Source organism: Rhodoferax sp. SPJ21 (genome assembly GCF_058216335.1).
The window spans coordinates 792,060-811,479 of the sequence record NZ_JBYZMO010000002.1; the positions used below are offsets into that span (position 1 = coordinate 792,060).

Consider the following 19,420-nt stretch of genomic DNA (forward strand, 5'->3'; position numbering starts at 1 on the left):
CCGGTTCAATGGTGGGGAGTGGCTGAAAGCGCCAGCTTGACGCCAAAGGCCACGAACAGCGCGCCTGCGCCTTGCTCCAGCCGGTGCATGCCGCGCCGCACGGCGCCCATGCGGCGGGCCGCCCAGGCCGCCAGCACGGCGTAGCCCAGGTTGATGGGGATGGCATTCACGTTGAACAGCAGGCCCAGCAGCACAAACGACAGGGTTGGGTGCGCCGCGCCGGGCGTGATGAACTGCGGCAGAAAGGCCAGGAAGAACAGCGCTACCTTGGGGTTCAGCGCATTTGTCCAGAAGCCTTGCAGAAATACCTTCTTCAAGCTTTTTGGGGCGCTGGCGCTGGTATCACCTGCGGGGGAAGCTATTGAATCTGTAGCATCTGCGGGGCGAGGGGAGCGCAGCATCTGGATGCCGACCCACACCAGGTAGGCCGCGCCCAGCCACTTCAGCACGGTGAAAGCCGTGGCCGAGGCGGTGATCAGCGCGCTGACGCCAATCGCAGCGGCAAAGATGTGCACAAAGCAGCCGCCGGTGATGCCCAGCGCCGCCACTACACCCGCACGCCAGCCGCCACGCAGGCCGTTGGCCAGGATGTAGAACACATCCGGCCCCGGCGTCAGGTTCAACAGCCAGCCAGCGCCGACAAACAGCGGCAGGTGCTGTATGCCCAGGCCGTCAAGGCTGAAGGGGGTCATCGTGCGCCCTGGTCCAGGAAGTTCTTCAGCATGGCGTGGCCGTGCTCGGTGAGGATGGACTCGGGGTGGAACTGCACACCCTCGATAGCCAGCGTCTTGTGGCGCACGCCCATGATCTCGCCGTCATCGGTCCAGGCGGTAATCTCCAGGTCCGCTGGGCAAGTGCTGCGCTCGATGGACAGCGAGTGGTAGCGGTTCACGGTGAACTGTTCCGGCAGGCCGGCGAACACGCCTTGCTGGGTAGTGGTGATGACGCTGGTCTTGCCGTGCATCAGCTGCTGTGCCCGGATGATGGTGCCGCCAAAGGCCGCGCCAATCGCCTGGTGGCCCAGGCAGACGCCGAGGATAGGCAGCTTGCCGGCGAAGTGCTGGATCGCTGCGACCGAAATGCCGGCTTCTTTGGGCGAGCACGGGCCGGGGGAGATCACCAGCCGGTCCGGCTTGCGTGCGGTGATTTCCTCAAGGGTAATCTCGTCGTTGCGCACCACGTCTACATCGGCGCCCAGTTCACCGAAGTACTGGACGATGTTGTAGGTGAAGCTGTCGTAGTTGTCGATCATCAGCAGTTTCATGCGGATACCCCTGCTTGGTTGTGTGCTGCGTGGATTTTGTCAAACGTGCGTTGCTCATAGACGATGGACGCATCGATCATGGCGCGGTAGGTGGCTTCCAGAATTTCCGGCGGCGCACCCAGGCGGGCGGCCTGGGCCTTGACGCGGGCGACGATGAACTCGACCCGCTCCAGATCGACGATCTGGTCGGCGCGCTGCTTGATGCGCGCAGCCTGGGTCATGTAGTCGCTGCGCTCGGCCACCAGGGCAACAATGCGCTCGTCCAGGGCGTCGATGTGCTGGCGCACCTCGGCCATGTTGTTGCAGTGCTGGGCTTTGATGGGCGTGCTCATTCCAGGCCTTCCTCCACGAGTTCGCTGGCGCGCAGCAGAGCCCGGGCCTTGGCTTCGGTCTCTTTCCACTCCAGTTCGGGGACCGAGTCGGCCACCACGCCAGCTGCGGCCTGCACGTACAGCGTTTGGTCCTTGATGATGCCGGTGCGTATGGTGATGGCCACGTCCATGTCGCCCGCGTAGCTGATGTAGCCGCAGGCGCCGCCGTACAGCCCGCGCTTGGTGGGCTCCAGCTGGTCGATCAGCTCCATCGCATGCACCTTGGGCGCGCCGGTCAGGGTGCCGGCGGGGAAGGTGGCTTTGAGCACGTCGATGGCGCTCATGCCGTCCAGCAGCGTGCCTTCGACATTGCTCACGATGTGCATCACATGGCTGTAGCGCTCCACCGCAAAGGCTTCGGTGACTTTGACGCTGCCGATCTTGGCGATGCGGCCAATGTCGTTGCGCGCCAGGTCGATCAGCATGACGTGTTCGGCGCGTTCTTTCGGGTCAGCGATCAGCTCGGCTTCTACGGCCTTGTCGGCTTCGGGCGACGAGGCGCGGGGCCGTGTGCCGGCCAGTGGGCGGATGGTGACCTTCTGCTCACCGCCGGGCATGGATTCCTGGCGGACCAGGATTTCGGGCGAGGCCGCCACCACATGGAAGTCGCCCATGTTGTAGAAGAACATATAGGGCGAGGGGTTCAGCGCTCGCAGCGCGCGGTACAGCGACAGCGGAGATTCGGTGAAGCGCTTCTTGATGCGCTGGCCGACTTGCACCTGCATGAAGTCACCACCGGCGATCAGCTCCTTGGCGCGTTCTACCGCTGCGATGTAGTCGGCCTTGGCGAATTCGCGTTCGGTGGGGTGGCTTTGCGTGGGTTTGACGATGGGCGCGCTAACCGAGTACTTCAATTGCTCCTTGAGCTCGCGCAGGCGCTTCTTGGCGGTGGCATAGGCCTCGGGCTGGCCCGGGTCGGCGTAAACGATCAGGTACAGCTTGCCGGACAGGTTGTCTATCACCGCCAGCTCTTCGCACTGCAGCAGCATGATGTCAGGGCAGCCCAGGGTGTCGGGCGGGCAAGTGGCTTCGAGCTTTTTCTCGATGTAGCGCACCGCGTCGTAGCCAAAGTAGCCTGCCAGGCCGCCGCAGAAGCGCGGCAGGCCGGGGCGCAGCGCCACTTTGAAGCGCTTTTGGTAGGCAGCGATGAAGTCCAGCGGATTGCCGTGGTTGGTCTCCACTACGACGCCGTCGCACACCACTTCGGTTTTTGCCTCAGCACCAAAGCCGCTGGCGCGCAGGAAGCTGCGGGCTGGCAGACCTATGAAGCTGTAGCGCCCAAAGCGCTCGCCGCCAACCACCGATTCCAGCAGAAAGCTGTAGGCACCGCCGTTGCGGGTGTAGGCCAGTTTCAGGTAGAGCGAGAGCGGGGTTTCCAGGTCGGCGAAGGCTTCCAGCATCAAGGGGATGCGGTTGTACCCGTCCTGGGCCAGGCTTTTGAATTCAAGTTCGGTAATCACGAAATTCACCTTATGTGAAATGCCAAGCCGCTGGGGGCTGGGCGTCAGCACGTTGTGCTGGGTCTATCAAGCATTGCCTCTGGGCGAGGCGCGGGGCGCACGGCGGGGCCGTGCAGATCAGGTGCGCGCAGAAATTGGCTTACGCCAAGACCAGGCTCCCTGGCCGAGGCAACCTGCAGTGATCGTGCATGGGATAGACATGGCTAAAGTGTAGCAAACCGCTGGCCACTGGTCGCCTAGGTGACCCGGGCTCAGGGTTTGTCAGGAGCCCGGCGGCCCGGCTGAGCCTTTGCAAAGACGAGAATGCATTTGCTGCGGTCGAGGCCGCTTACACAAGGTGGATGCATATGCTTGCGAGGTGTTTTGGGGGCACGATTTTGCTGTGTTTGTGGGCGGCTGGGGCGGCCTATGGCGTGACGCTGGCCGGCGTGGCTTACCCGGACAGCGTGGAGCAGCGGGGTGTGGCGCTGCAGCTGAATGGCGCGGGTGTGCGCTACAAGGCGGTATTCAAGGTCTACAGCGCGGGCCTTTACCTGGGCAAAAAGGCAAACACGCCCGAGGATGTGCTTGGCTTGCCCGGCCCCAAGCGTGTCAGCATCACCATGCTGCGCGAGATTGATGCCAACGAGCTGGGCAAGCTGTTTACCCGGGGTGTGGAGGACAACACCAGCCGTAGCGAATTGTCCAAGCTGGTGCCCAGCCTGTTCCGCATGGGCCAGGTGTTTGCAGAGCAAAAGAAGCTGCTGCCGGGCGACAATTTTGTGCTGGAGTGGACGCCGGGCGAGGGCACTCTGCTGTTCGTCAAAGGTAAGCAACAGGGCGAGGTTTTCCCCGAACCCGAGTTTTTCAATGCCTTGCTGCGTATCTGGCTGGGGAGCAGCCCGGCGGACTGGAAGCTCAAGGACGCCCTGCTTGGCAAGCCGGGTTGATGTTTTTCAGGTGTAACGGCTATCGACAAGTCTCAAAGCATGTTGTTACATTCTTCTGCCCTGAATAAATATTGAACAGGTATCTAGGGGCTCGCGCTGTATTTTGGGTGATCATGTTAAAACTTGTAAAAAATCCAAATCCAGTTCTAATGGCACGCACTAAAGGGGAAAACTATGGCGACCGTACAGCAAGAGATTGACGAACGTACCAACCTGACCAGCAGCAACAAATTTGAGCTTTTGTTGTTCCGCCTCGGTGAAGCCCCGCATTCCGCCAATCGCGAGCTGTTCGGCATCAACGTGTTCAAGGTGCGTGAAATCATGGTGATGCCGACGATTACCGCTGTGGCGGGCTCGTCCAAACATCTGCTGGGCATGACCAATATCCGGGGCCAGGTGATTCCGGTGATCGACTTGGCCGGTGCCGTGGGTTGCCTGCCAAAGAATGGCCTGAACATCCTGATGGTCACTGAATACGCTCGCTCTACGCAGGCGTTCGCGGTGGAAGAAGTGGACCAGATCGTGCGCCTGGACTGGGGGCAAGTTCTGTCGGCTGAGTCCAACACCGCTGGCGGCATGATCACCAGCATCGCGCGCCTCGACGGTGACATAGATAACACCCGTCTGGCCCAGGTGCTGGACGTGGAGCAGATTCTGCGCAACGTGATGCCTCCCAAAGAGCCAGATGTGGACCCGGCCAGTGTGGGTCCGAAGATCACCTTGCGCCCTGGTTCTGTGGTCATCGCTGCCGACGATTCTCCGCTGGCGCGCACCTTGGTCGAACAAGGTCTGACCGCCGTCGGCGTGCCTTACATCATGTGCAAGACCGGCAAGGAGGCCTGGGAGAAGGTCCAGGCTTTGTCCGAGGCTGCGCAGGCAGAAGGCAAGTCCATCCAGGACAAGATTGCCCTGGTATTGACCGACCTGGAAATGCCCGAGATGGACGGCTTTACCTTGACCCGCAACATCAAGAAAGATTCGCGGCTCAAATCGATTCCAGTCATCATCCACTCGTCCCTGTCGGGCTCGGCCAACGAGGTGCATGTGAAGAGCGTGGGGGCAGATGCCTACGTCGGCAAGTTCGTGGCCGAGGAACTGGCGGCAACCATCCGCAAAATTCTGGCCCAAGCGGGCTAATTGCCCTTGGGGTGGCGGCCCTTTCGGGTCTCTTCGGCCATCACCCCAGGTAGCCGACCAGTTCCAAAATCACCAACACCACATACGGAAAAGCTACGGTAGGCCGCAGCGCATGGCTGGCATATTCAGCCAGCAGGCCGGTGGTGCTGGGGCGGCTTGCCAGCCACTCGGTGTGCAGCTGGCAGGCGCTGGTAGCGGGACCATCGCTTTGCACCAGTTGCTCCACCCGCACCAGGCGGGTTCCCAGGCGCGCTTGGGATGTGCGGTAGATGCTCTCCTGAATCCAGACCAGCAAGGCCAGGCCGGCCGTCAGTTCATAGGGTAGCGCCAGCACGTAGCCCGTGGCAAAAGCCAGCAGGGCCGCCAGCTTCAGCAGCAAAGCGCCGCGTTCGTATTGCTCATGGTTGTTTTGCAGGGTGCGCCATTCTTCGATCAGGGCGGAGTGGGGGGCAATAGGCATGTATGAAGGTACCTGAGGGTTGTTTAGTCTTGCGGGGGCAGGGGGCGCGGTTCACCAGTTTCGTTAATGGCGACATAGGTGAGTGAGGCTTCTGTGACCTTGGTGTAGCGGCCCTGGCGGTGTAGGCGTTCCGAATACACCTCTACCTGCACGGTGACGGAGGTGCGCCCGATGTGGGTGGTGGCGGCATACAGTGACAAGATGTCACCCAGATGCACGGGCTGCTTGAATACGAATTCCTTCACGGCCACGGTTGCAACCCGTCCCTGCGCGATGCGGGCCGGGATGACCGATCCCGCCAGATCGACTTGCGACATGACCCAGCCACCAAAAATGTCGCCGCTGGAATTGCAGTTGTTCGGCATGGGAACTACTTTCAGTACCAGTTCCATATCGGTGGGCAAAGCCACATGCGCGTCGGAAAGTGCGGACATCAGGGACAATCGGTTGGTAATAACACGTGAGATTCTCCCCGATGCGCCGCTCTGGCGAAATTGCCCCTCTTCCCGTCATGCCTGGCCATTCCGCAGCTGCGCCCACGCAGTCCGACTGGCATACCCTGCGTCGCCTTTTTCCTTACCTGTGGGAGTACAAATGGCGGGTGATCGCCGCGCTGACCTTCATGGTCGGGGCCAAGGCGGCCAGCGTCAGCGTGCCCTTGCTGCTGAAAAAGCTTGTCGACGCCATGAGCCCCGGGGGCGGGCATGTGGCCGGGATGTCGGCCCAGGCGGTGGTCCCCACCCTGGTGATTGCCGTGCCGGCGGCGCTGCTGGTGGGCTATGGCTTGCTGCGCCTTTCAACCTCTTTGTTCACCGAGCTGCGTGAACTGGTGTTTGCCAAGGCCACGGCGGGCGCGGCGCGGCGGATTTCGCTGGAGGTGTTTCAGCACCTGCACGCCCTGAGCCTGCGCTTCCATCTGGAGCGCCAGACCGGCGGCATGACGCGCGACATCGAGCGCGGCACGCGGGCGGTGAATTCGCTGATCTCGTACTCGCTCTACAGCATCATCCCCACGCTGATCGAAGTCGGCTTTGTGTTGACCCTGCTGGCCGTGAAGTTCGACGTGTGGTTCGCCTGGATCACCTTGATTGCCTTGGTGTTCTATATCGCGTTTACCGTGACGGTGACCGAATGGCGTACCCAGTTTCGCAAGACCATGAACGAGCTGGACTCGCATGCGCAAAGCCGCGCTATTGATTCGCTGCTGAACTTCGAGACCGTCAAATACTTCAACAACGAAGCCTTTGAGGCCAAGCGCTACGACGAGAACCTTGAGCGCTACCGCCGCGCCTCGGTGAAGAGCCAGACCACGCTGAGCCTGCTCAACACCGGCCAGCAGCTCATCATTGCGTCCAGCCTGGTGGCCATGCTCTGGCGTGCCACCCAGGGCGTGGTGGATGGCCGCATGACCCTGGGCGACCTGGTGATGGTCAACGCCTTCATGATCCAGCTCTACATTCCCCTGGGCTTTCTGGGCGTGATCTACCGCGAGATCAAGCAAAGCCTGACCGACCTGGAAAAGATGTTCGCCCTGCTGGAGAAAGAGCGCGAAATCGCCGACCGGCCAGGCGCCTTGCCGCTGCAGCTGGACGCGACCGACGGCCATGCCGATGTGCGGTTTGAGCATGTGTTCTTTGCCTACGAGCCGGCGCGGCCGATTCTGCAGGACGTCAGCCTGCATATTCCGGCAGGCAAGACGGTGGCGGTGGTGGGGCCTTCGGGCTCGGGCAAGTCCACGTTGGCCCGCCTGCTGTTCCGCTTTTACGATGTGCAGCAGGGCGAGATCCTGATTGCCGGGCAGAACATCCAGAGCGTGACCCAGGCCAGCGTGCGCCAGGCCATAGGCATCGTGCCGCAAGACACTGTGCTGTTCAACGACACGGTGGAATACAACATCGCCTACGGTCGCCCGGGCGCCAGCCGGGCCGAGGTGGAAGCGGCCGCCCAGGCCGCGCGCATCCATGGCTTCATCAGTGCCACGCCCAAGGGCTACGACACCATGGTGGGCGAGCGCGGGCTGAAGCTGTCGGGCGGCGAAAAGCAGCGCGTGGCCATTGCCCGCACCCTGCTGAAGAACCCGCCCATCCTGATCTTCGACGAAGCCACCTCGGCTCTGGACTCGGCCAACGAGCGGGCCATCCAGGCCGAGCTGCAAACCGCCGCACGCAACAAGACCACGCTGGTGATCGCCCACCGCCTGTCCACCGTGGTGGACGCGCACGAGATCCTGGTGATGGACGCGGGCCGCATCATCGAGCGCGGAACGCACAGCCAGCTGTTGCTGGCCAATGGCCGCTATGCCGCCATGTGGGCGCTACAGCAAAGCGCTGAATAGAATTTAAGGGAAATATGCCTCTGGCGCAGATATTACCTACGCGAGCAGCTATGAATTTAATAGTAACCGGTGGAGTTCACCGACTGAGTAGACCGTTCTGACCATGCCATCTCTACGCCCCAAACTGCTTGTCTTGAACTTCATGGCCGATGTCCACCAGGCCATGGTCACGCCATTTTTTGACCTGATTTACGCGCCCACGGCGGACTTGCGGGCCGCCCATATAGCGACCGATGGCCCGGCCATCCAGGTGGTGCTGACCATCGGCAGCGTAGGGCTCACGGCTGCCGAAATGGACGCCATGCCCGCGCTGCAACTGGTCTGCGCCCTGGGCGTGGGCTTTGAAAATATCGACCTGGCCCACGCTCGGGCGCGCGGCGTGGTACTGGCCAACGGCGCCGGCACCAACGACGACTGCGTGGCCGACCATGCCATGGCTTTGCTGTTGGCCGTGGTGCGCAACGTGCCCAAGCTGGACCAGCAATGCCGCCAGGGCCTGTGGCGCGATGTCTTGCCGTTGCCGGCCAGCGTGTCGCACCGTCGCATGGGCATCGTCGGCCTGGGCGGCATCGGCCACAAGGTGGCCCAACGAGCGCAGGGCTTCGGCATGCAGATTGGCTACCACGGCCGAAAGCAGCAAGAGCAGGTGCCGCACCGCTACTTTGCCGATTTGCAGTCGTTGGCGGCCTGGGCCGACTTCCTGGTGGTGGCCACGCCCGGCGGGCCGGCGACGCGCCATCTGGTGAATGCCGAGGTGCTGGCTGCGCTGGGGGCTGGTGGATATTTGGTCAACGTGGCGCGCGGCAGCGTGGTGGATACCGCTGCGCTGGCCGACGCCTTGCGCAGCGGCCAGATCGCCGGTGCCGGCCTGGATGTGTACGAGAGCGAGCCTCAGCCGCCTGCGGCGCTACTGGACTTCGACAATCTGGTGCTGACGCCGCACTTGGGTGGCTGGTCGCCCCAGGCGATTGAGGCGTCGGTGCAGCGCTTCCTTGAGAACGCGACCCGGCACTTTGCGGGTCAGCCGGTGGTTTCTCCCATTTAGCCTTGGCGTGTGGTTTTGGGGGCTGCGGCGATAATCTGGCCATGGAAACCAAATGGCTAGAAGATTTCATCAGCTTGGCTGAAACCCGCAGCTTCAGCCGCTCCGCCCAGTTGCGACACGTGACCCAGCCGGCGTTCTCACGCCGCATCCAGGCGTTGGAGGGCTGGGCCGGTACCGATCTGGTGGACCGCAGCTCGTACCCGACGCGGCTCACACCCGCAGGCGAAACCCTTTACGCGCAATCGCTGGAGATGCTGCAGGCGCTGCAAAGTACGCGCGCCATGCTGCGCGGCCACCATTCGGCCGGGCAGGACGTGATTGAGTTCGCCGTGCCGCACACCCTGGCGTTCACCTTTTTCCCGGCCTGGGTGTCCTTGCTGCGCGAGAAGTTTGGCCCGATCAAGAGCCGCCTGATTGCCCTGAATGTGCACGACGCGGTGATGCGTCTGGTGGAAGGCAGCTGCGACCTGTTGATTGCCTATCACCACAGCTCCCAGCCCTTTCAGCTGGCGGCCGACCGTTACGAGATGGTCAGCCTGGGGCAGGAGGTGATTGCACCCTACGTCAAGGCGGACTCTGAGGGCGCACCGCTGTTCCAGTTGCCGGGCCGACCGGGCCAACTGCTGCCCTACTTGGGCTACGCTCCGGGCGCTTATCTGGGCCAGACGGTGGACATGATTTTGAAGCAATCGGCCACGCCCATCCACCTGGACCGGGTGTATGAGACCGACATGGCCGAGGGCTTGAAAGCGATGGCTCTGGAGGGCCACGGCATTGCGTTTTTGCCCTACAGTGCCGTCAAGAAAGAGCTACGAACGCGCAAGCTGGTCAGTGCTGCGCCACCCGGCCTCACCGGGCTGGAGATGACCATGGATGTGCGGGCTTACCGCGAAAAGCCCAGTGGCCCCACGGCCGCCAAGGGCACGGCCCAGGCTTTGTGGACCTACCTGGCATCGCAAAAAGCCACAAAGTAAGTCGGCCGCTGGCGCCCTTGCGCCGGTGGTCTAAATGCCAGGATAAGCGCAGTTGGCAGACTATGAAAAGTTTGCATATGGCGGCGCGCAATCAGCATTGGTGTTTGGCCAAACAGACATTTACAGTTCGCCACCTTCATGAAGCCAAGGGGGCTGGACCTCGGCGGACAGCCGCGTTGCATGGAGGTTTTGGGGCGATATAGCACCGTGGATAGGCGGTGCTGTTGCACTTGGGCGGCGGATGCCGGCCTGGGGCTGGCTGCCCAGCCGCACCATGGATCACCACGGCCTGTGCGGGGCATGCGCTCCCGCCACGGGTCCGATGTACAGAATTAGGAAGACACATGAAACGCAAAATGCCTCCGGCAGTCACCATACTTTTAGCCATGCTGCTGGGCATCCTGATCGGCTATGTGGTGTTCCTCAACTTCCCCGACAAGAAGGCCGCCAGCGAGATAGCCGGCTACATCTCCATCATGTCGGACATCTTTCTGCGCCTGATCAAGATGCTGATTGCGCCGCTGGTGTTCTCTACCCTGGTGGTTGGTATCGCGCACATGGGCGATGCATCGGCGGTGGGTCGGGTGTTCGGCAAGGCGCTTGGTTGGTTCGTGACCGCTTCGCTGATCTCGCTGGTGCTGGGCCTGGTGATGGCCAATCTGTTGGAACCTGGCAAAAACCTGGGCCTGCCCTTGCCCGACATTGGTGCGTCTGCTGGTTTGGCCACCTCTAAATTTACCCTCAAGGACTTTGTTAGCCATCTTGTGCCCAAGTCTTTCGCCGAAGCCATGGCGAATAACGAAATTCTGCAGATCGTGGTGTTCTCCATGTTTTTTGGCGTGGCCATGGCCGCGCTGGGCGACAAGGCCAAGGTGCTGGTGACGGCTATTGACGAGCTGTCGCACGTCATGCTGAAGATTACCGGTTATGTGATGAAACTGGCGCCGCTGGCCGTGCTGGCTGCGATGGCTGCTACAGTTTCTGTGAATGGGCTGGAGATTTTGCTGAAGTTCGCGGTCTTTATGGGCGACTTCTATCTGGGCCTGTTTCTGCTTTGGGGCGTGCTGATCTTGGCGGGCTTTGCCTTCCTGGGGCCGCGCGTGTTCAAGCTGCTGGTGCTGATCAAAGAGGCGTTCTTGCTGTCGTTCGCCACCGCCAGCTCCGAGGCCGCCTACCCCAAGATTCTGGACGCACTGGACCGTTTCGGCGTGAAGCGCAAGATTTCCAGCTTTGTGATGCCCATGGGCTATTCATTCAATCTGGACGGCTCCATGATGTATTGCACCTTTGCCACGCTGTTCATTGCCCAGGCCTACGACATCCATCTGCCGCTGTCCACGCAGATCACCATGCTGCTGATTTTGATGATGACCTCCAAGGGCATGGCTGGCGTGCCGCGTGCGTCCCTGGTGGTGATCGCGGCGACGCTGAACCAGTTCCATATTCCTGAGGCCGGTCTGTTGCTGATTCTCGGTGTGGATACCTTTCTGGACATGGGCCGCTCGGCCACCAATGCGGTGGGCAATTCCATCGCCACCGCTGTCGTTGCCAAGTGGGAAGGTGAGCTGCTGCCAGAAGAGGCAGCTGACATGAATGCCCGCGCCATGGACGCAGCGGCCGTGCGGGTCGTCAGCCCATAAAGGTGCACAGCATGCCGTTTAAGTGGACTCAATGCCTGCTGACCGGCGCAGCGGCCGTCCTGATGGCCAGTGCCGGCCATGCGCAGGCGCTGACTGGGACCTTGAAAAAGGCTTGGGATACCGGGGCTGTGACCCTAGGCTACCGGGCTTCGTCGGTGCCGTTTTCTTATCTATCAGCCCGGGGTGAGCCCATAGGCTACGCCATCGATATCTGCCGTGCCCTGGTGGCGTCCATGGAGGATGCGCTGGGCCGCGAGTTGGTGCTGCGCTGGCAGCCGGTGACAGCCGAGTCGCGCATGCAGGCCGTGAGCTCAGGGCAGGTGGACATGGAATGTGGCTCCACGACCCATAACGTCGAGCGCGAAAAACAGGTGGCGTTCTCTCCTGTCACCTTTGTATCCGGCACCAAGTTGATGGTCCGCAAAGGGTCTGCCCTGCGTTCGTTCCGCGACCTGGTCGGCAAGCGCGTCGTGGTCACCGAAGGCACGACGAATGAGAAAACCATGCGCGCCCTGTCGGACAAATTCAAGCTGGGGATGCAACTGGTGGTGGCGCATGACCACGCAGAGTCGTTTGCCGAGCTGAAGGCGGGCCAGGTGGATGCGTTCGCAACCGATGATGTCCTGCTTTACGGCCTGCTGGCGCAAAACAAGGCCCAGGCCGACTTTGTGGTGGTGGGCGAGTTTCTATCCTATGACCCCTATGGCATCATGTTCCGCAAGGACGACGCTGCGTTGGCGCAACTCGTGGACCAAAGCTTTCGCCGCCAGGCGGAAGAGGGGGACCTGGAGCGGCTGTATACCCGCTGGTTTTTGCGTCCTTTGCCATCTGGCCCCGGCATTAATTTACCCATGAGTCCCCAGTTGGCCACCATTTTTCAGTCCTTGGTGTCCAAACCGGAGTAAGTTATGCGGTGGTTGCATGATGGCAGGCACAGAGTCTGCATAGTGTGAAATGTGTATTTGTGCGCACATGATGTGCACCAAATGCGGGCGCAAGGGTTATCCCGCGGGGCGCAGTCCCTAAAATTTGCGTTGTGTAGTTATTACTTTCTTATCCAGGAGTTTTTCATGAAGAAGCATTTGTTGGCTTTGGCTGTGTCCGCTTTGGCAGTAGGCGGCGCTTTTGCGCAAGCCTCCGACACCATTGGCAAGGTCAAGGCATCGGGCGTGGTGACCATGGGTGTGCGCGATTCGTCTGGCGCACTGTCCTACACCCTGGGTGATGGTAAGTTTGCGGGGTTCCATGTCGAAGTCTGCCAGCACATCATTGCCAGTCTGGAAAAGGCCGTGGGCAAGAAAGTTGAAACCAAGTACCAGCTGGTAACTTCGCAAAACCGTATTCCATTGGTGCAAAACGGCACAGTGGATATTGAGTGTGGCTCCACCACCAACAACGCCACGCGCCAAAAAGACGTGTCGTTTGCCAACACCGTGTATGTGGAAGAAGTGCGCATTGCTACCAAGGCCAATTCCGGTATTACCTCGATCGCGCAGCTGAACGGCAAGAACGTGGCAACGACCACGGGTACGACCTCGGTCCAACTGCTGCGCAAGCATGAGCGCGCCACGGGCGTGGACTTCAAGGAAGTCTTTGGCAAGGACCACGCCGACAGCTTCCTGCTGCTGGAGTCCGGCCGCGCCGACGCTTTCGTGATGGACGGCCAAATTTTGGCAGGCAACATCGCCACCTCCAAGTCGCCTGCCGACTACAAGATTGTTGGCGAAGTGCTGAGCGTGGAGCCCATCGGCATCATGCTGCGCAAGGACGACCCTGCGTTCAAGAAGCTGGCAGACGAGACGATTGCCGGCATGGTCAAGTCGGGTGAAATGGCAAAGCTGTATGACAAGTGGTTCATGCAGCCCATTCCTCCCAAGAACACCAAGGTGGGTCTGCCCGCCAGCGATGCGACCAAGGCTGCCTGGGCAAATCTGAACGACAAGCCTGCCGAAGATTACGCAAAAAAATAAGTGAATAGGTAAACCCAACCCCGCCTCCCTTATTTACAGGGGCGGGGTTTTTGTTTGCCAACGGGCTGCGCTATGGCTGCAACCCATCTGGGTGGCATATTTTTGGAGGAGAGCGTTATGGGTTTGGATTGGCAGGTATTTCTCAACGATGACGGCAGTGGGCGCACCTATCTGCAGTGGATGATGGAGGCTTGGCGTTGGACCTTGGCCGTGGCAGGCTGTTCCTGGGTTGTATCTATGGTGGTCGGGGCCTTGATGGGAACCCTGCGTACCCTGCCAAACAGCCCGTGGCTCGTGCGTTTCGCCAATATGTGGGTGGAGTTGTTTCGCAACATCCCGCTGCTGGTACAAATTTTCATCTGGTACTTTGTCGTACCCAAGATTTTCCCGCCCATGCAGAAAGTCCCGGGCTTTGCACTGGTGGTGATGTCATTAGGCTTCTTCACCTCGGCGCGTATTGCCGAGCAGGTCCGTGCTGGTATCCAAGCCCTGCCCAAGGGGCAGCGCTATGCGGGCATGGCAATGGGATTTTCTACTTTTCAGACCTACCGCTATGTCATTTTGCCAATGGCGTTTCGCATCATCTTCCCGCCGCTGACCAGCGAGTCCATGAACCTGTTGAAGAACTCGTCCGTGGCGTTTGCGGTGTCGATTTCTGAACTCACCATGTTTGCTATGCAGGCCCAGGAAGAAACCTCGCGTGGAATCGAGATCTATCTGGGCGTAACACTGCTATATGCGGTGTCGGCCTTTGCCGTGAACCGTGTGATGGGTTTTGTAGAGAAAAAAATGGCGATCCCCGGCTTTATCGTAGCCGGCGGTACCGGAGGGGGACATTGATATGGGCGGACTAGACCTTTCGTTTTTCAGCTGGGAGATCATCAGCAAGTTCGTGCAGAAGGGCTTTCTCTTCAGTATCGAACTGACAGTGATCGCCACGATCGGCGGCATTTTGCTGGGTACGGTGCTGGCTTTGATGCGCCTTTCGGGCGCCAAGCTGTTGATGTGGCCGGCGACTGTGTACGTCAACGTGATGCGCTCCATCCCGCTGGTGATGGTGATTTTGTGGTTTTTCCTGCTGGTGCCTAGCGGCTTTTATTCGTATCTGCCCGATGGAGCCAACTACCGCTCGGAATATTCGGCCGCCATCACCTTCATCGCGTTTGAAGCTGCCTACTTCAGCGAGATCATGCGCGCCGGTATCCAGTCCATCCCGCGTGGCCAGGTGCATGCAGGCCAGGCTTTGGGCATGACCTATGGTCAGAACATGAAACTGGTGATCCTGCCCCAGGCGTTTCGCAACATGCTGCCGGTGCTGCTGACGCAGACCATCATCCTGTTCCAGGACACCTCCCTGGTCTATGCGATTGGCGCCTACGATTTGCTCAAGGGCTTCACTACCGCTGGCAAGCTGTATGGACGCCCGGAAGAAGCCTATCTGCTGGCCGCTGTGGTGTATTTCGTGCTTTGCTTTGGCCTGTCTTACATCGTTAAAAAGCTGCAGCTCAAGATTGCGATCATTCGCTGATACAGATTCGTGGAGTAAAACATGATTGAAATTAAAAACGTTTCCAAATGGTATGGCCCGGTTCAGGTGCTGAACAACTGCAATGTCAGCATTAAAAAGGGCGATGTGGTGGTGGTGTGCGGTCCGTCGGGCTCGGGCAAATCGACGCTGATCAAAACCGTCAACGCGCTGGAACCCTTCCAGAAGGGCGAGATTTTTGTCGATGGCATTCCTCTGCATGACCCCAAGACAGACTTGCCCAAGCTGCGCAGCCGCGTCGGCATGGTGTTCCAGCATTTCGAGCTGTTCCCGCATTTGTCGGTGACCGAAAACCTGACCCTGGCGCAAATCAAGGTGCTGGGCCGCTCCGCTGACGACGCCAAGGTCCGTGGCCTGAAGATGCTCGACCGCGTGGGCCTGATGGCGCACAAGGACAAGTTCCCCGGCCAGCTCTCCGGCGGCCAGCAGCAGCGTGTGGCGATTGCCCGTGCGTTGAGCATGGACCCGATGGTCATGTTGTTTGACGAACCTACTTCGGCGCTCGACCCCGAAATGGTCGGCGAAGTGCTGGACGTGATGGTGACCCTGGCCAAAGAAGGCATGACCATGATGTGCGTGACCCATGAAATGGGCTTTGCACGCAAGGTGGCCAGCCGCGTGATCTTTATCGACGTGGGTGGCCGGATTCTGGAAGATTGCTCCAAGGAAGAGTTCTTCAGCCATCCCGAAAACCGCCAACCGCGTACCAAAGACTTTTTGAACAAGATCCTGGCGCACTAGGCCAGACCACTAAACATCCAGGGTAAACAATGGCTTTCCACCTCTCTCGCTCCATCTCGATTGCCCGTCGTCTCACCCTGGGGTTTGTGAACATACTGGCCCTGCTGGTGGCTGTGGCTGCCACCAGCATGTATGCCATGCACCTCCTGGGTGCCCATGTGGACCGCATCGTTCACACCAATAACCGCAAGAGCGAGTTGGCCAACCAGCTGATGGGCTCCATCAGCAGTGTGGCCATTCAAAGCCGCTCGGTGGCTTTGTTTACCGAGCTGGACCCCAAGCAACTGGATGTGGAGTTCAAGGCCGCCCAGACCGCCGAAGCCACCTATCTGAAGACCGAGCAAGAGCTGAATGCGCTGTTGTCCCAGCCCGGTGCGTCGGAGCAGGAGCGGGCTCTGATCGCCGATATTTCCCAGATCAGCAAAAAGGCCTTTCCCGAAGTCGGGGAAGCCTTGAAGCAAGCCATGGACGGTGACAACGTGGCCGCCGTGATGACCTTGATGAAGCGGGTGCGCCCTGCCGAGGCCGATCTGCGTGCCAAGGTGTCTGAGCTGATCGAGCTGCAGCGCAAGCAGACCGAGGTGGCCGCCGCCGAGGTGGAGGCCCTGGAAAAGCAGGCCTTCCTGGTAGAGGGCGTGCTGGTGGCGATTGCGCTGGTGGCCGGAGGTGTCATTACCTGGCATATCACCACGACCTTGACCGCGCCCATGAACCGCGCGGTGGTGCTGGCTGAACGCATTGCCACTGGTGACTTGTCGTCCCAGGTCGAAGTACGTATTTTTGACGAGACCGGCCGGGTATTGCAGGCCATCTCTGCCATGCAGGAAAAGCTCAAATCCCTGGTCGGCGGCATCCGCCTGGCGGCGGACTCCATCCAGGTGGCGAGCAGCGAGGTGGCCGCAGGTAACCAGGACCTGAGCCAGCGTACCGAGCAAACGGCCGCCAATCTGCAGCAAACCGCGCATGCTATGGACCACCTGACCGGTATCGTTTCGCACAGCGCAGACGCGGCCCAGCAGGCCAACCAGTTGGCCATGTCGGCTGCACAGGTGGCAGCGCGCGGCGGTGCGGTGGTGTCAGAAGTGGTGACCACCATGGACGACATCAATGGCAGTTCCAAGAAGATTGCCGACATCATTGCTGTCATTGACGGCATTGCTTTCCAGACCAATATCCTGGCCTTGAATGCAGCGGTGGAAGCTGCGCGCGCGGGCGAACAGGGTCGCGGTTTTGCCGTAGTGGCCAGCGAAGTGCGTAGCCTGGCCGGCCGGTCGGCCCAGGCCGCCAAGGAAATCAAGACCTTGATCGGCGCCAGCGTCGAACGGGTCGAAAAAGGCACACGCCTTGTGGCCGATGCAGGCGCCACCATGGGCGAGATCGTGAGTTCGGTGCAGCGCGTGACCGATACCCTCAGCGAAATCACCGCCGCTGCCACCGAGCAGAGCCGGGGCATTGGCCAGATCAACTCTGCCATTGCCGCACTGGACCAGATGACGCAACAAAACTCGGCCTTGGTGGAGCAAAGCGCTGCCGCAGCCGACACCATGAACGGCCATGCGGTGCAACTGGCTGCAGCCGTCAGCACCTTCAAGCTGGAGCGCAATGGCAAGGTGCCGGTCGCTGGCGGCTACGGCAGCGGCACCGGCCTCAGCCTGTCAGGGCCTAGCCAGGGCTGATACCGGCGGGGCAGCTTCAGCGACAATCTGGGGCATGACCACCGCCTCCACCATTACCCTGACCCGGCCAGACGACTGGCATTTGCATGTGCGCGACGGCGCCGCTTTGCACACCGTTGTGCCGCACGCAGCCGCCCAGTTCGGCCGCGCCCTGATCATGCCCAACTTGCGCCCGCCGGTCACCAGTACCGCCCAGGCGCTGGCCTATAAAGAGCGCATCCTGGCCGCCGTGCCCGCAGGCGCAACTTTCGAGCCGCTGATGTCGCTGTACCTGACGGACAGCCTGCCACCCGACGAGATTGCCCGCGCTAAAGACGCCGGCGTGGTCGCCGCCAAGCTGTACCCCGCTGGCGCCACCACCAATAGCGACGCCGGTGTGACCGACCTGCGCAAAATCTACAAGACGCTGGAAGCCATGCAGCGTGCCGGCATGCTGCTGCTGGTGCATGGCGAAGTGACTAACGCCGACATCGACCTGTTCGACCGCGAGGCCGTGTTCATCGACCGCCAGATGATCCCGCTGCGCCGCGACTTCCCCGAGCTGAAGATTGTTTTCGAGCACATCACGACCAAAGAGGCTGCGCAATACGTGCAAGCGTCTGACCAGTTCACGGCTGCCACCATCACCGCCCACCACCTGCTGTACAACCGCAATGCCATCTTCACCGGTGGTATCCGCCCGCATTACTACTGCCTGCCGGTGCTGAAGCGCGAAACCCACCGGGTGGCGCTGGTGGAGGCGGCTACCTGCGGAAGCCACAAGTTCTTCCTGGGAACGGACAGCGCACCGCATGCTGCGCACCTGAAAGAGCACGCCAGCGGTTGCGCCGGCTGCTACACCTCCCATGCCGCGATGGAGCTGTATGCCGAGGCCTTTGACAACGCCGGAGCCTTGGACAAACTGGAAGCCTTTGCCAGCTTTAACGGGCCAGACTTCTACAACCTGCCGCGCAACCAGGGCACCATTACCTTGGTGAAGGAAAGCTGGACTCCGCCCGAAAGCTTCCCCTTCGGCGAAGCCCAGCTCAAGCCGCTGCGCTCGGGCGAGTCCTTGCCCTGGAAACTGTTGGGCTGATGGCCACCTGGGGGCTGGACACGGTGCCTGCTGCGCTGGATCTGCAGGCCATAGACTGGTCCCGCCCCTGGATGCAGCGCATTCGCATGCAGGGCGAACGCGTATGCGCCGCGCTCGCCCGTGGGGTGCCCTTGCCCCATGCGCTGAACACGCAGCACTCCGCGCCGGTGGGCTTTGTGCCGCAAAGCGCTTTGCTGCCTGGCGAGGCCTATGAAGCCTTCATTTTCCGCACCCGCACCGTACCCACGCGCGACAACCTGCACGACTTCTTCAACGGCCTGTGCTGGCTGCATTTCCCGCAGACCAAGACCCGGCTGAACCAGCTGCAGGCGGCCGAGATTGCCGCCGTTGGCGTCCAGCCTCTGCGCGGCCCGGTGCGCGACGCGCTGACGGTGCTGGACGAGAACGGGGCCTTCCTTATCGCCCCGCCTGCGCTATGGGACGCGCTGCAGGCGCGCGACTGGCACCGCCTGTTTGTCACCCTGCGCCCGCTGTGGGGCCAGGCCCAGTTGCTGCTCTTTGGCCATGCCCTCATGGAGAAGCTGGTTAAGCCTAGAAAAGCGATGGTGGCGCACATATACTGCGCGCCGGTAGCTATACATTCAATAGCGGATGTGGACGCGCAGGTGGCGGCCCAGCTGAGTGCATCGAGTCTTGCCAGCAAGCCGTTTCTGCCCATGCCGGTGCTGGGTGTGCCTGGCTGGTGGCCCGAGAACACGCAGCCGGAGTTTTATGACGATGCCCAGGTGTTCCGTCCGCCGCGCAGTTTGGCTTGAACTTCTGCGGCGAAACCCCAT

Annotated in this window: 20 protein-coding genes; 14 read left to right on the forward strand and 6 right to left on the reverse strand. The window is 60.9% G+C overall.

The features are described from left to right. Nucleotides 1–5 precede the first annotated feature (5 nt). Genes AC4BBN_RS11520 through trpE form a run of 4 tightly spaced genes read right to left on the reverse strand, consistent with a single transcriptional unit; the run spans nt 6 to nt 3,095 of the window. Entirely contained in the window at nt 6–692 is a 687-nt protein-coding gene (locus tag AC4BBN_RS11520; RefSeq protein WP_490592125.1) for a LysE family translocator, read from the reverse strand. After that, a complete protein-coding gene (locus tag AC4BBN_RS11525) occupies nt 689–1,264 on the reverse strand; it encodes an anthranilate synthase component II (RefSeq protein ID WP_490592126.1) in 576 nt (191 codons plus the stop codon). The genes AC4BBN_RS11520 and AC4BBN_RS11525 overlap by 4 nt, the downstream gene beginning before the upstream one ends. Next, the gene (locus AC4BBN_RS11530; RefSeq protein ID WP_490592127.1) at nt 1,261–1,596 is read right to left on the reverse strand and encodes a chorismate mutase; all 336 of its coding nucleotides are present in this window, start codon (nt 1,594–1,596) and stop codon (nt 1,261–1,263) included. Before AC4BBN_RS11530 ends, AC4BBN_RS11525 begins: the two co-directional genes overlap by 4 nt. Continuing rightward, on the reverse strand, nt 1,593–3,095 hold the full coding sequence (trpE, locus tag AC4BBN_RS11535; protein ID WP_490592128.1) for an anthranilate synthase component I: 1,503 nt from the start codon (nt 3,093–3,095) through the stop codon (nt 1,593–1,595). The genes AC4BBN_RS11530 and trpE overlap by 4 nt, the downstream gene beginning before the upstream one ends. 341 nt (nt 3,096–3,436) lie before the next feature. Here trpE and AC4BBN_RS11540 point away from each other — a divergent pair, with 341 nt between their 5' ends. Both AC4BBN_RS11540 and AC4BBN_RS11545 read left to right on the forward strand, forming a co-directional pair. After that, the gene (locus tag AC4BBN_RS11540; RefSeq protein WP_490592129.1) at nt 3,437–4,024 is read left to right on the forward strand and encodes a chalcone isomerase family protein; all 588 of its coding nucleotides are present in this window, start codon (nt 3,437–3,439) and stop codon (nt 4,022–4,024) included. Nucleotides 4,025–4,198: 174 nt separating this feature from the next. Further along, a complete protein-coding gene (locus tag AC4BBN_RS11545) occupies nt 4,199–5,161 on the forward strand; it encodes a chemotaxis protein (RefSeq protein WP_490592130.1) in 963 nt (320 codons plus the stop codon). A gap of 40 nt (nt 5,162–5,201) precedes the next feature. On the opposite strand, the gene AC4BBN_RS11550 is transcribed toward AC4BBN_RS11545, so the two are convergent. After that, nucleotides 5,202–5,621, reverse strand: a complete 420-nt coding sequence (locus tag AC4BBN_RS11550; RefSeq protein WP_490592131.1) for a hypothetical protein — start codon at nt 5,619–5,621, stop codon at nt 5,202–5,204. Nucleotides 5,622–5,644: 23 nt separating this feature from the next. Continuing rightward, nucleotides 5,645–6,055: an acyl-CoA thioesterase gene (locus tag AC4BBN_RS11555; RefSeq protein WP_490592132.1), complete on the reverse strand. Its 411-nt coding sequence runs from the start codon at nt 6,053–6,055 to the stop codon at nt 5,645–5,647. Between the two features lie 41 nt (nt 6,056–6,096). Between AC4BBN_RS11555 and AC4BBN_RS11560 the strand changes: the two genes are divergently transcribed. From AC4BBN_RS11560 to AC4BBN_RS11615, 12 genes are all read left to right on the forward strand, one after another. Beyond that, nucleotides 6,097–7,956: an ABCB family ABC transporter ATP-binding protein/permease gene (locus AC4BBN_RS11560; RefSeq protein WP_490592860.1), complete on the forward strand. Its 1,860-nt coding sequence runs from the start codon at nt 6,097–6,099 to the stop codon at nt 7,954–7,956. 103 nt (nt 7,957–8,059) lie between these two features. After that, a complete protein-coding gene (locus AC4BBN_RS11565) occupies nt 8,060–9,001 on the forward strand; it encodes a 2-hydroxyacid dehydrogenase (protein ID WP_490592133.1) in 942 nt (313 codons plus the stop codon). 41 nt (nt 9,002–9,042) lie between these two features. Continuing rightward, complete coding sequence (locus AC4BBN_RS11570; RefSeq protein WP_490592134.1) at nt 9,043–9,975, forward strand: LysR substrate-binding domain-containing protein; 933 nt, start codon at nt 9,043–9,045, stop codon at nt 9,973–9,975. A 344-nt stretch (nt 9,976–10,319) separates the two neighbouring features. Further along, nucleotides 10,320–11,615 (forward strand): dicarboxylate/amino acid:cation symporter, encoded by a 1,296-nt coding sequence (locus AC4BBN_RS11575; protein WP_490592135.1) that lies wholly within the window; start codon nt 10,320–10,322, stop codon nt 11,613–11,615. Between the two features lie 11 nt (nt 11,616–11,626). Continuing rightward, entirely contained in the window at nt 11,627–12,520 is an 894-nt protein-coding gene (locus AC4BBN_RS11580; protein ID WP_490592136.1) for an amino acid ABC transporter substrate-binding protein, read from the forward strand. 165 nt (nt 12,521–12,685) lie between these two features. After that, the gene (locus tag AC4BBN_RS11585; RefSeq protein WP_490592137.1) at nt 12,686–13,585 is read left to right on the forward strand and encodes an amino acid ABC transporter substrate-binding protein; all 900 of its coding nucleotides are present in this window, start codon (nt 12,686–12,688) and stop codon (nt 13,583–13,585) included. Between the two features lie 117 nt (nt 13,586–13,702). Next, a complete protein-coding gene (locus AC4BBN_RS11590) occupies nt 13,703–14,425 on the forward strand; it encodes an amino acid ABC transporter permease (RefSeq protein WP_490592861.1) in 723 nt (240 codons plus the stop codon). A 1-nt stretch (nt 14,426) separates the two neighbouring features. Beyond that, nucleotides 14,427–15,113: an amino acid ABC transporter permease gene (locus tag AC4BBN_RS11595; RefSeq protein ID WP_490592138.1), complete on the forward strand. Its 687-nt coding sequence runs from the start codon at nt 14,427–14,429 to the stop codon at nt 15,111–15,113. A gap of 21 nt (nt 15,114–15,134) precedes the next feature. Further along, nucleotides 15,135–15,872, forward strand: coding sequence for an amino acid ABC transporter ATP-binding protein (locus tag AC4BBN_RS11600; RefSeq protein WP_490592139.1), 738 nt, complete (start codon nt 15,135–15,137; stop codon nt 15,870–15,872). A 29-nt stretch (nt 15,873–15,901) separates the two neighbouring features. Continuing rightward, nucleotides 15,902–17,548 (forward strand): methyl-accepting chemotaxis protein, encoded by a 1,647-nt coding sequence (locus AC4BBN_RS11605; RefSeq protein WP_490592140.1) that lies wholly within the window; start codon nt 15,902–15,904, stop codon nt 17,546–17,548. Nucleotides 17,549–17,582: 34 nt separating this feature from the next. After that, entirely contained in the window at nt 17,583–18,623 is a 1,041-nt protein-coding gene (pyrC, locus tag AC4BBN_RS11610; protein WP_490592141.1) for a dihydroorotase, read from the forward strand. Then, a complete protein-coding gene (locus AC4BBN_RS11615; RefSeq protein WP_490592142.1) occupies nt 18,623–19,399 on the forward strand; it encodes a DUF3025 domain-containing protein in 777 nt (258 codons plus the stop codon). The genes pyrC and AC4BBN_RS11615 overlap by 1 nt, the downstream gene beginning before the upstream one ends. Nucleotides 19,400–19,420: the final 21 nt, after the last annotated feature.

Excerpts from the sequence above, each read along its gene's own strand:
- AC4BBN_RS11520 (WP_490592125.1), bottom strand. The coding sequence starts at position 692 with ATGACCCCCTTCAGCCTTGACGGCCTGGGCATACAGCACCTGCCGCTG.
- AC4BBN_RS11525 (WP_490592126.1), bottom strand. The coding sequence starts at position 1,264 with ATGAAACTGCTGATGATCGACAACTACGACAGCTTCACCTACAACATC.
- AC4BBN_RS11530 (WP_490592127.1), bottom strand. The coding sequence starts at position 1,596 with ATGAGCACGCCCATCAAAGCCCAGCACTGCAACAACATGGCCGAGGTG.
- AC4BBN_RS11540 (WP_490592129.1), top strand. The coding sequence starts at position 3,437 with ATGCATATGCTTGCGAGGTGTTTTGGGGGCACGATTTTGCTGTGTTTG.
- AC4BBN_RS11545 (WP_490592130.1), top strand. The coding sequence starts at position 4,199 with ATGGCGACCGTACAGCAAGAGATTGACGAACGTACCAACCTGACCAGC.
- AC4BBN_RS11550 (WP_490592131.1), bottom strand. The coding sequence starts at position 5,621 with ATGCCTATTGCCCCCCACTCCGCCCTGATCGAAGAATGGCGCACCCTG.
- AC4BBN_RS11555 (WP_490592132.1), bottom strand. The coding sequence starts at position 6,055 with ATGTCCGCACTTTCCGACGCGCATGTGGCTTTGCCCACCGATATGGAA.
- AC4BBN_RS11560 (WP_490592860.1), top strand. The coding sequence starts at position 6,097 with ATGCGCCGCTCTGGCGAAATTGCCCCTCTTCCCGTCATGCCTGGCCAT.
- AC4BBN_RS11565 (WP_490592133.1), top strand. The coding sequence starts at position 8,060 with ATGCCATCTCTACGCCCCAAACTGCTTGTCTTGAACTTCATGGCCGAT.
- AC4BBN_RS11570 (WP_490592134.1), top strand. The coding sequence starts at position 9,043 with ATGGAAACCAAATGGCTAGAAGATTTCATCAGCTTGGCTGAAACCCGC.
- AC4BBN_RS11575 (WP_490592135.1), top strand. The coding sequence starts at position 10,320 with ATGAAACGCAAAATGCCTCCGGCAGTCACCATACTTTTAGCCATGCTG.
- AC4BBN_RS11580 (WP_490592136.1), top strand. The coding sequence starts at position 11,627 with ATGCCGTTTAAGTGGACTCAATGCCTGCTGACCGGCGCAGCGGCCGTC.
- AC4BBN_RS11585 (WP_490592137.1), top strand. The coding sequence starts at position 12,686 with ATGAAGAAGCATTTGTTGGCTTTGGCTGTGTCCGCTTTGGCAGTAGGC.
- AC4BBN_RS11590 (WP_490592861.1), top strand. The coding sequence starts at position 13,703 with ATGGGTTTGGATTGGCAGGTATTTCTCAACGATGACGGCAGTGGGCGC.
- AC4BBN_RS11595 (WP_490592138.1), top strand. The coding sequence starts at position 14,427 with ATGGGCGGACTAGACCTTTCGTTTTTCAGCTGGGAGATCATCAGCAAG.
- AC4BBN_RS11600 (WP_490592139.1), top strand. The coding sequence starts at position 15,135 with ATGATTGAAATTAAAAACGTTTCCAAATGGTATGGCCCGGTTCAGGTG.
- AC4BBN_RS11605 (WP_490592140.1), top strand. The coding sequence starts at position 15,902 with ATGGCTTTCCACCTCTCTCGCTCCATCTCGATTGCCCGTCGTCTCACC.
- pyrC (WP_490592141.1), top strand. The coding sequence starts at position 17,583 with ATGACCACCGCCTCCACCATTACCCTGACCCGGCCAGACGACTGGCAT.
- AC4BBN_RS11615 (WP_490592142.1), top strand. The coding sequence starts at position 18,623 with ATGGCCACCTGGGGGCTGGACACGGTGCCTGCTGCGCTGGATCTGCAG.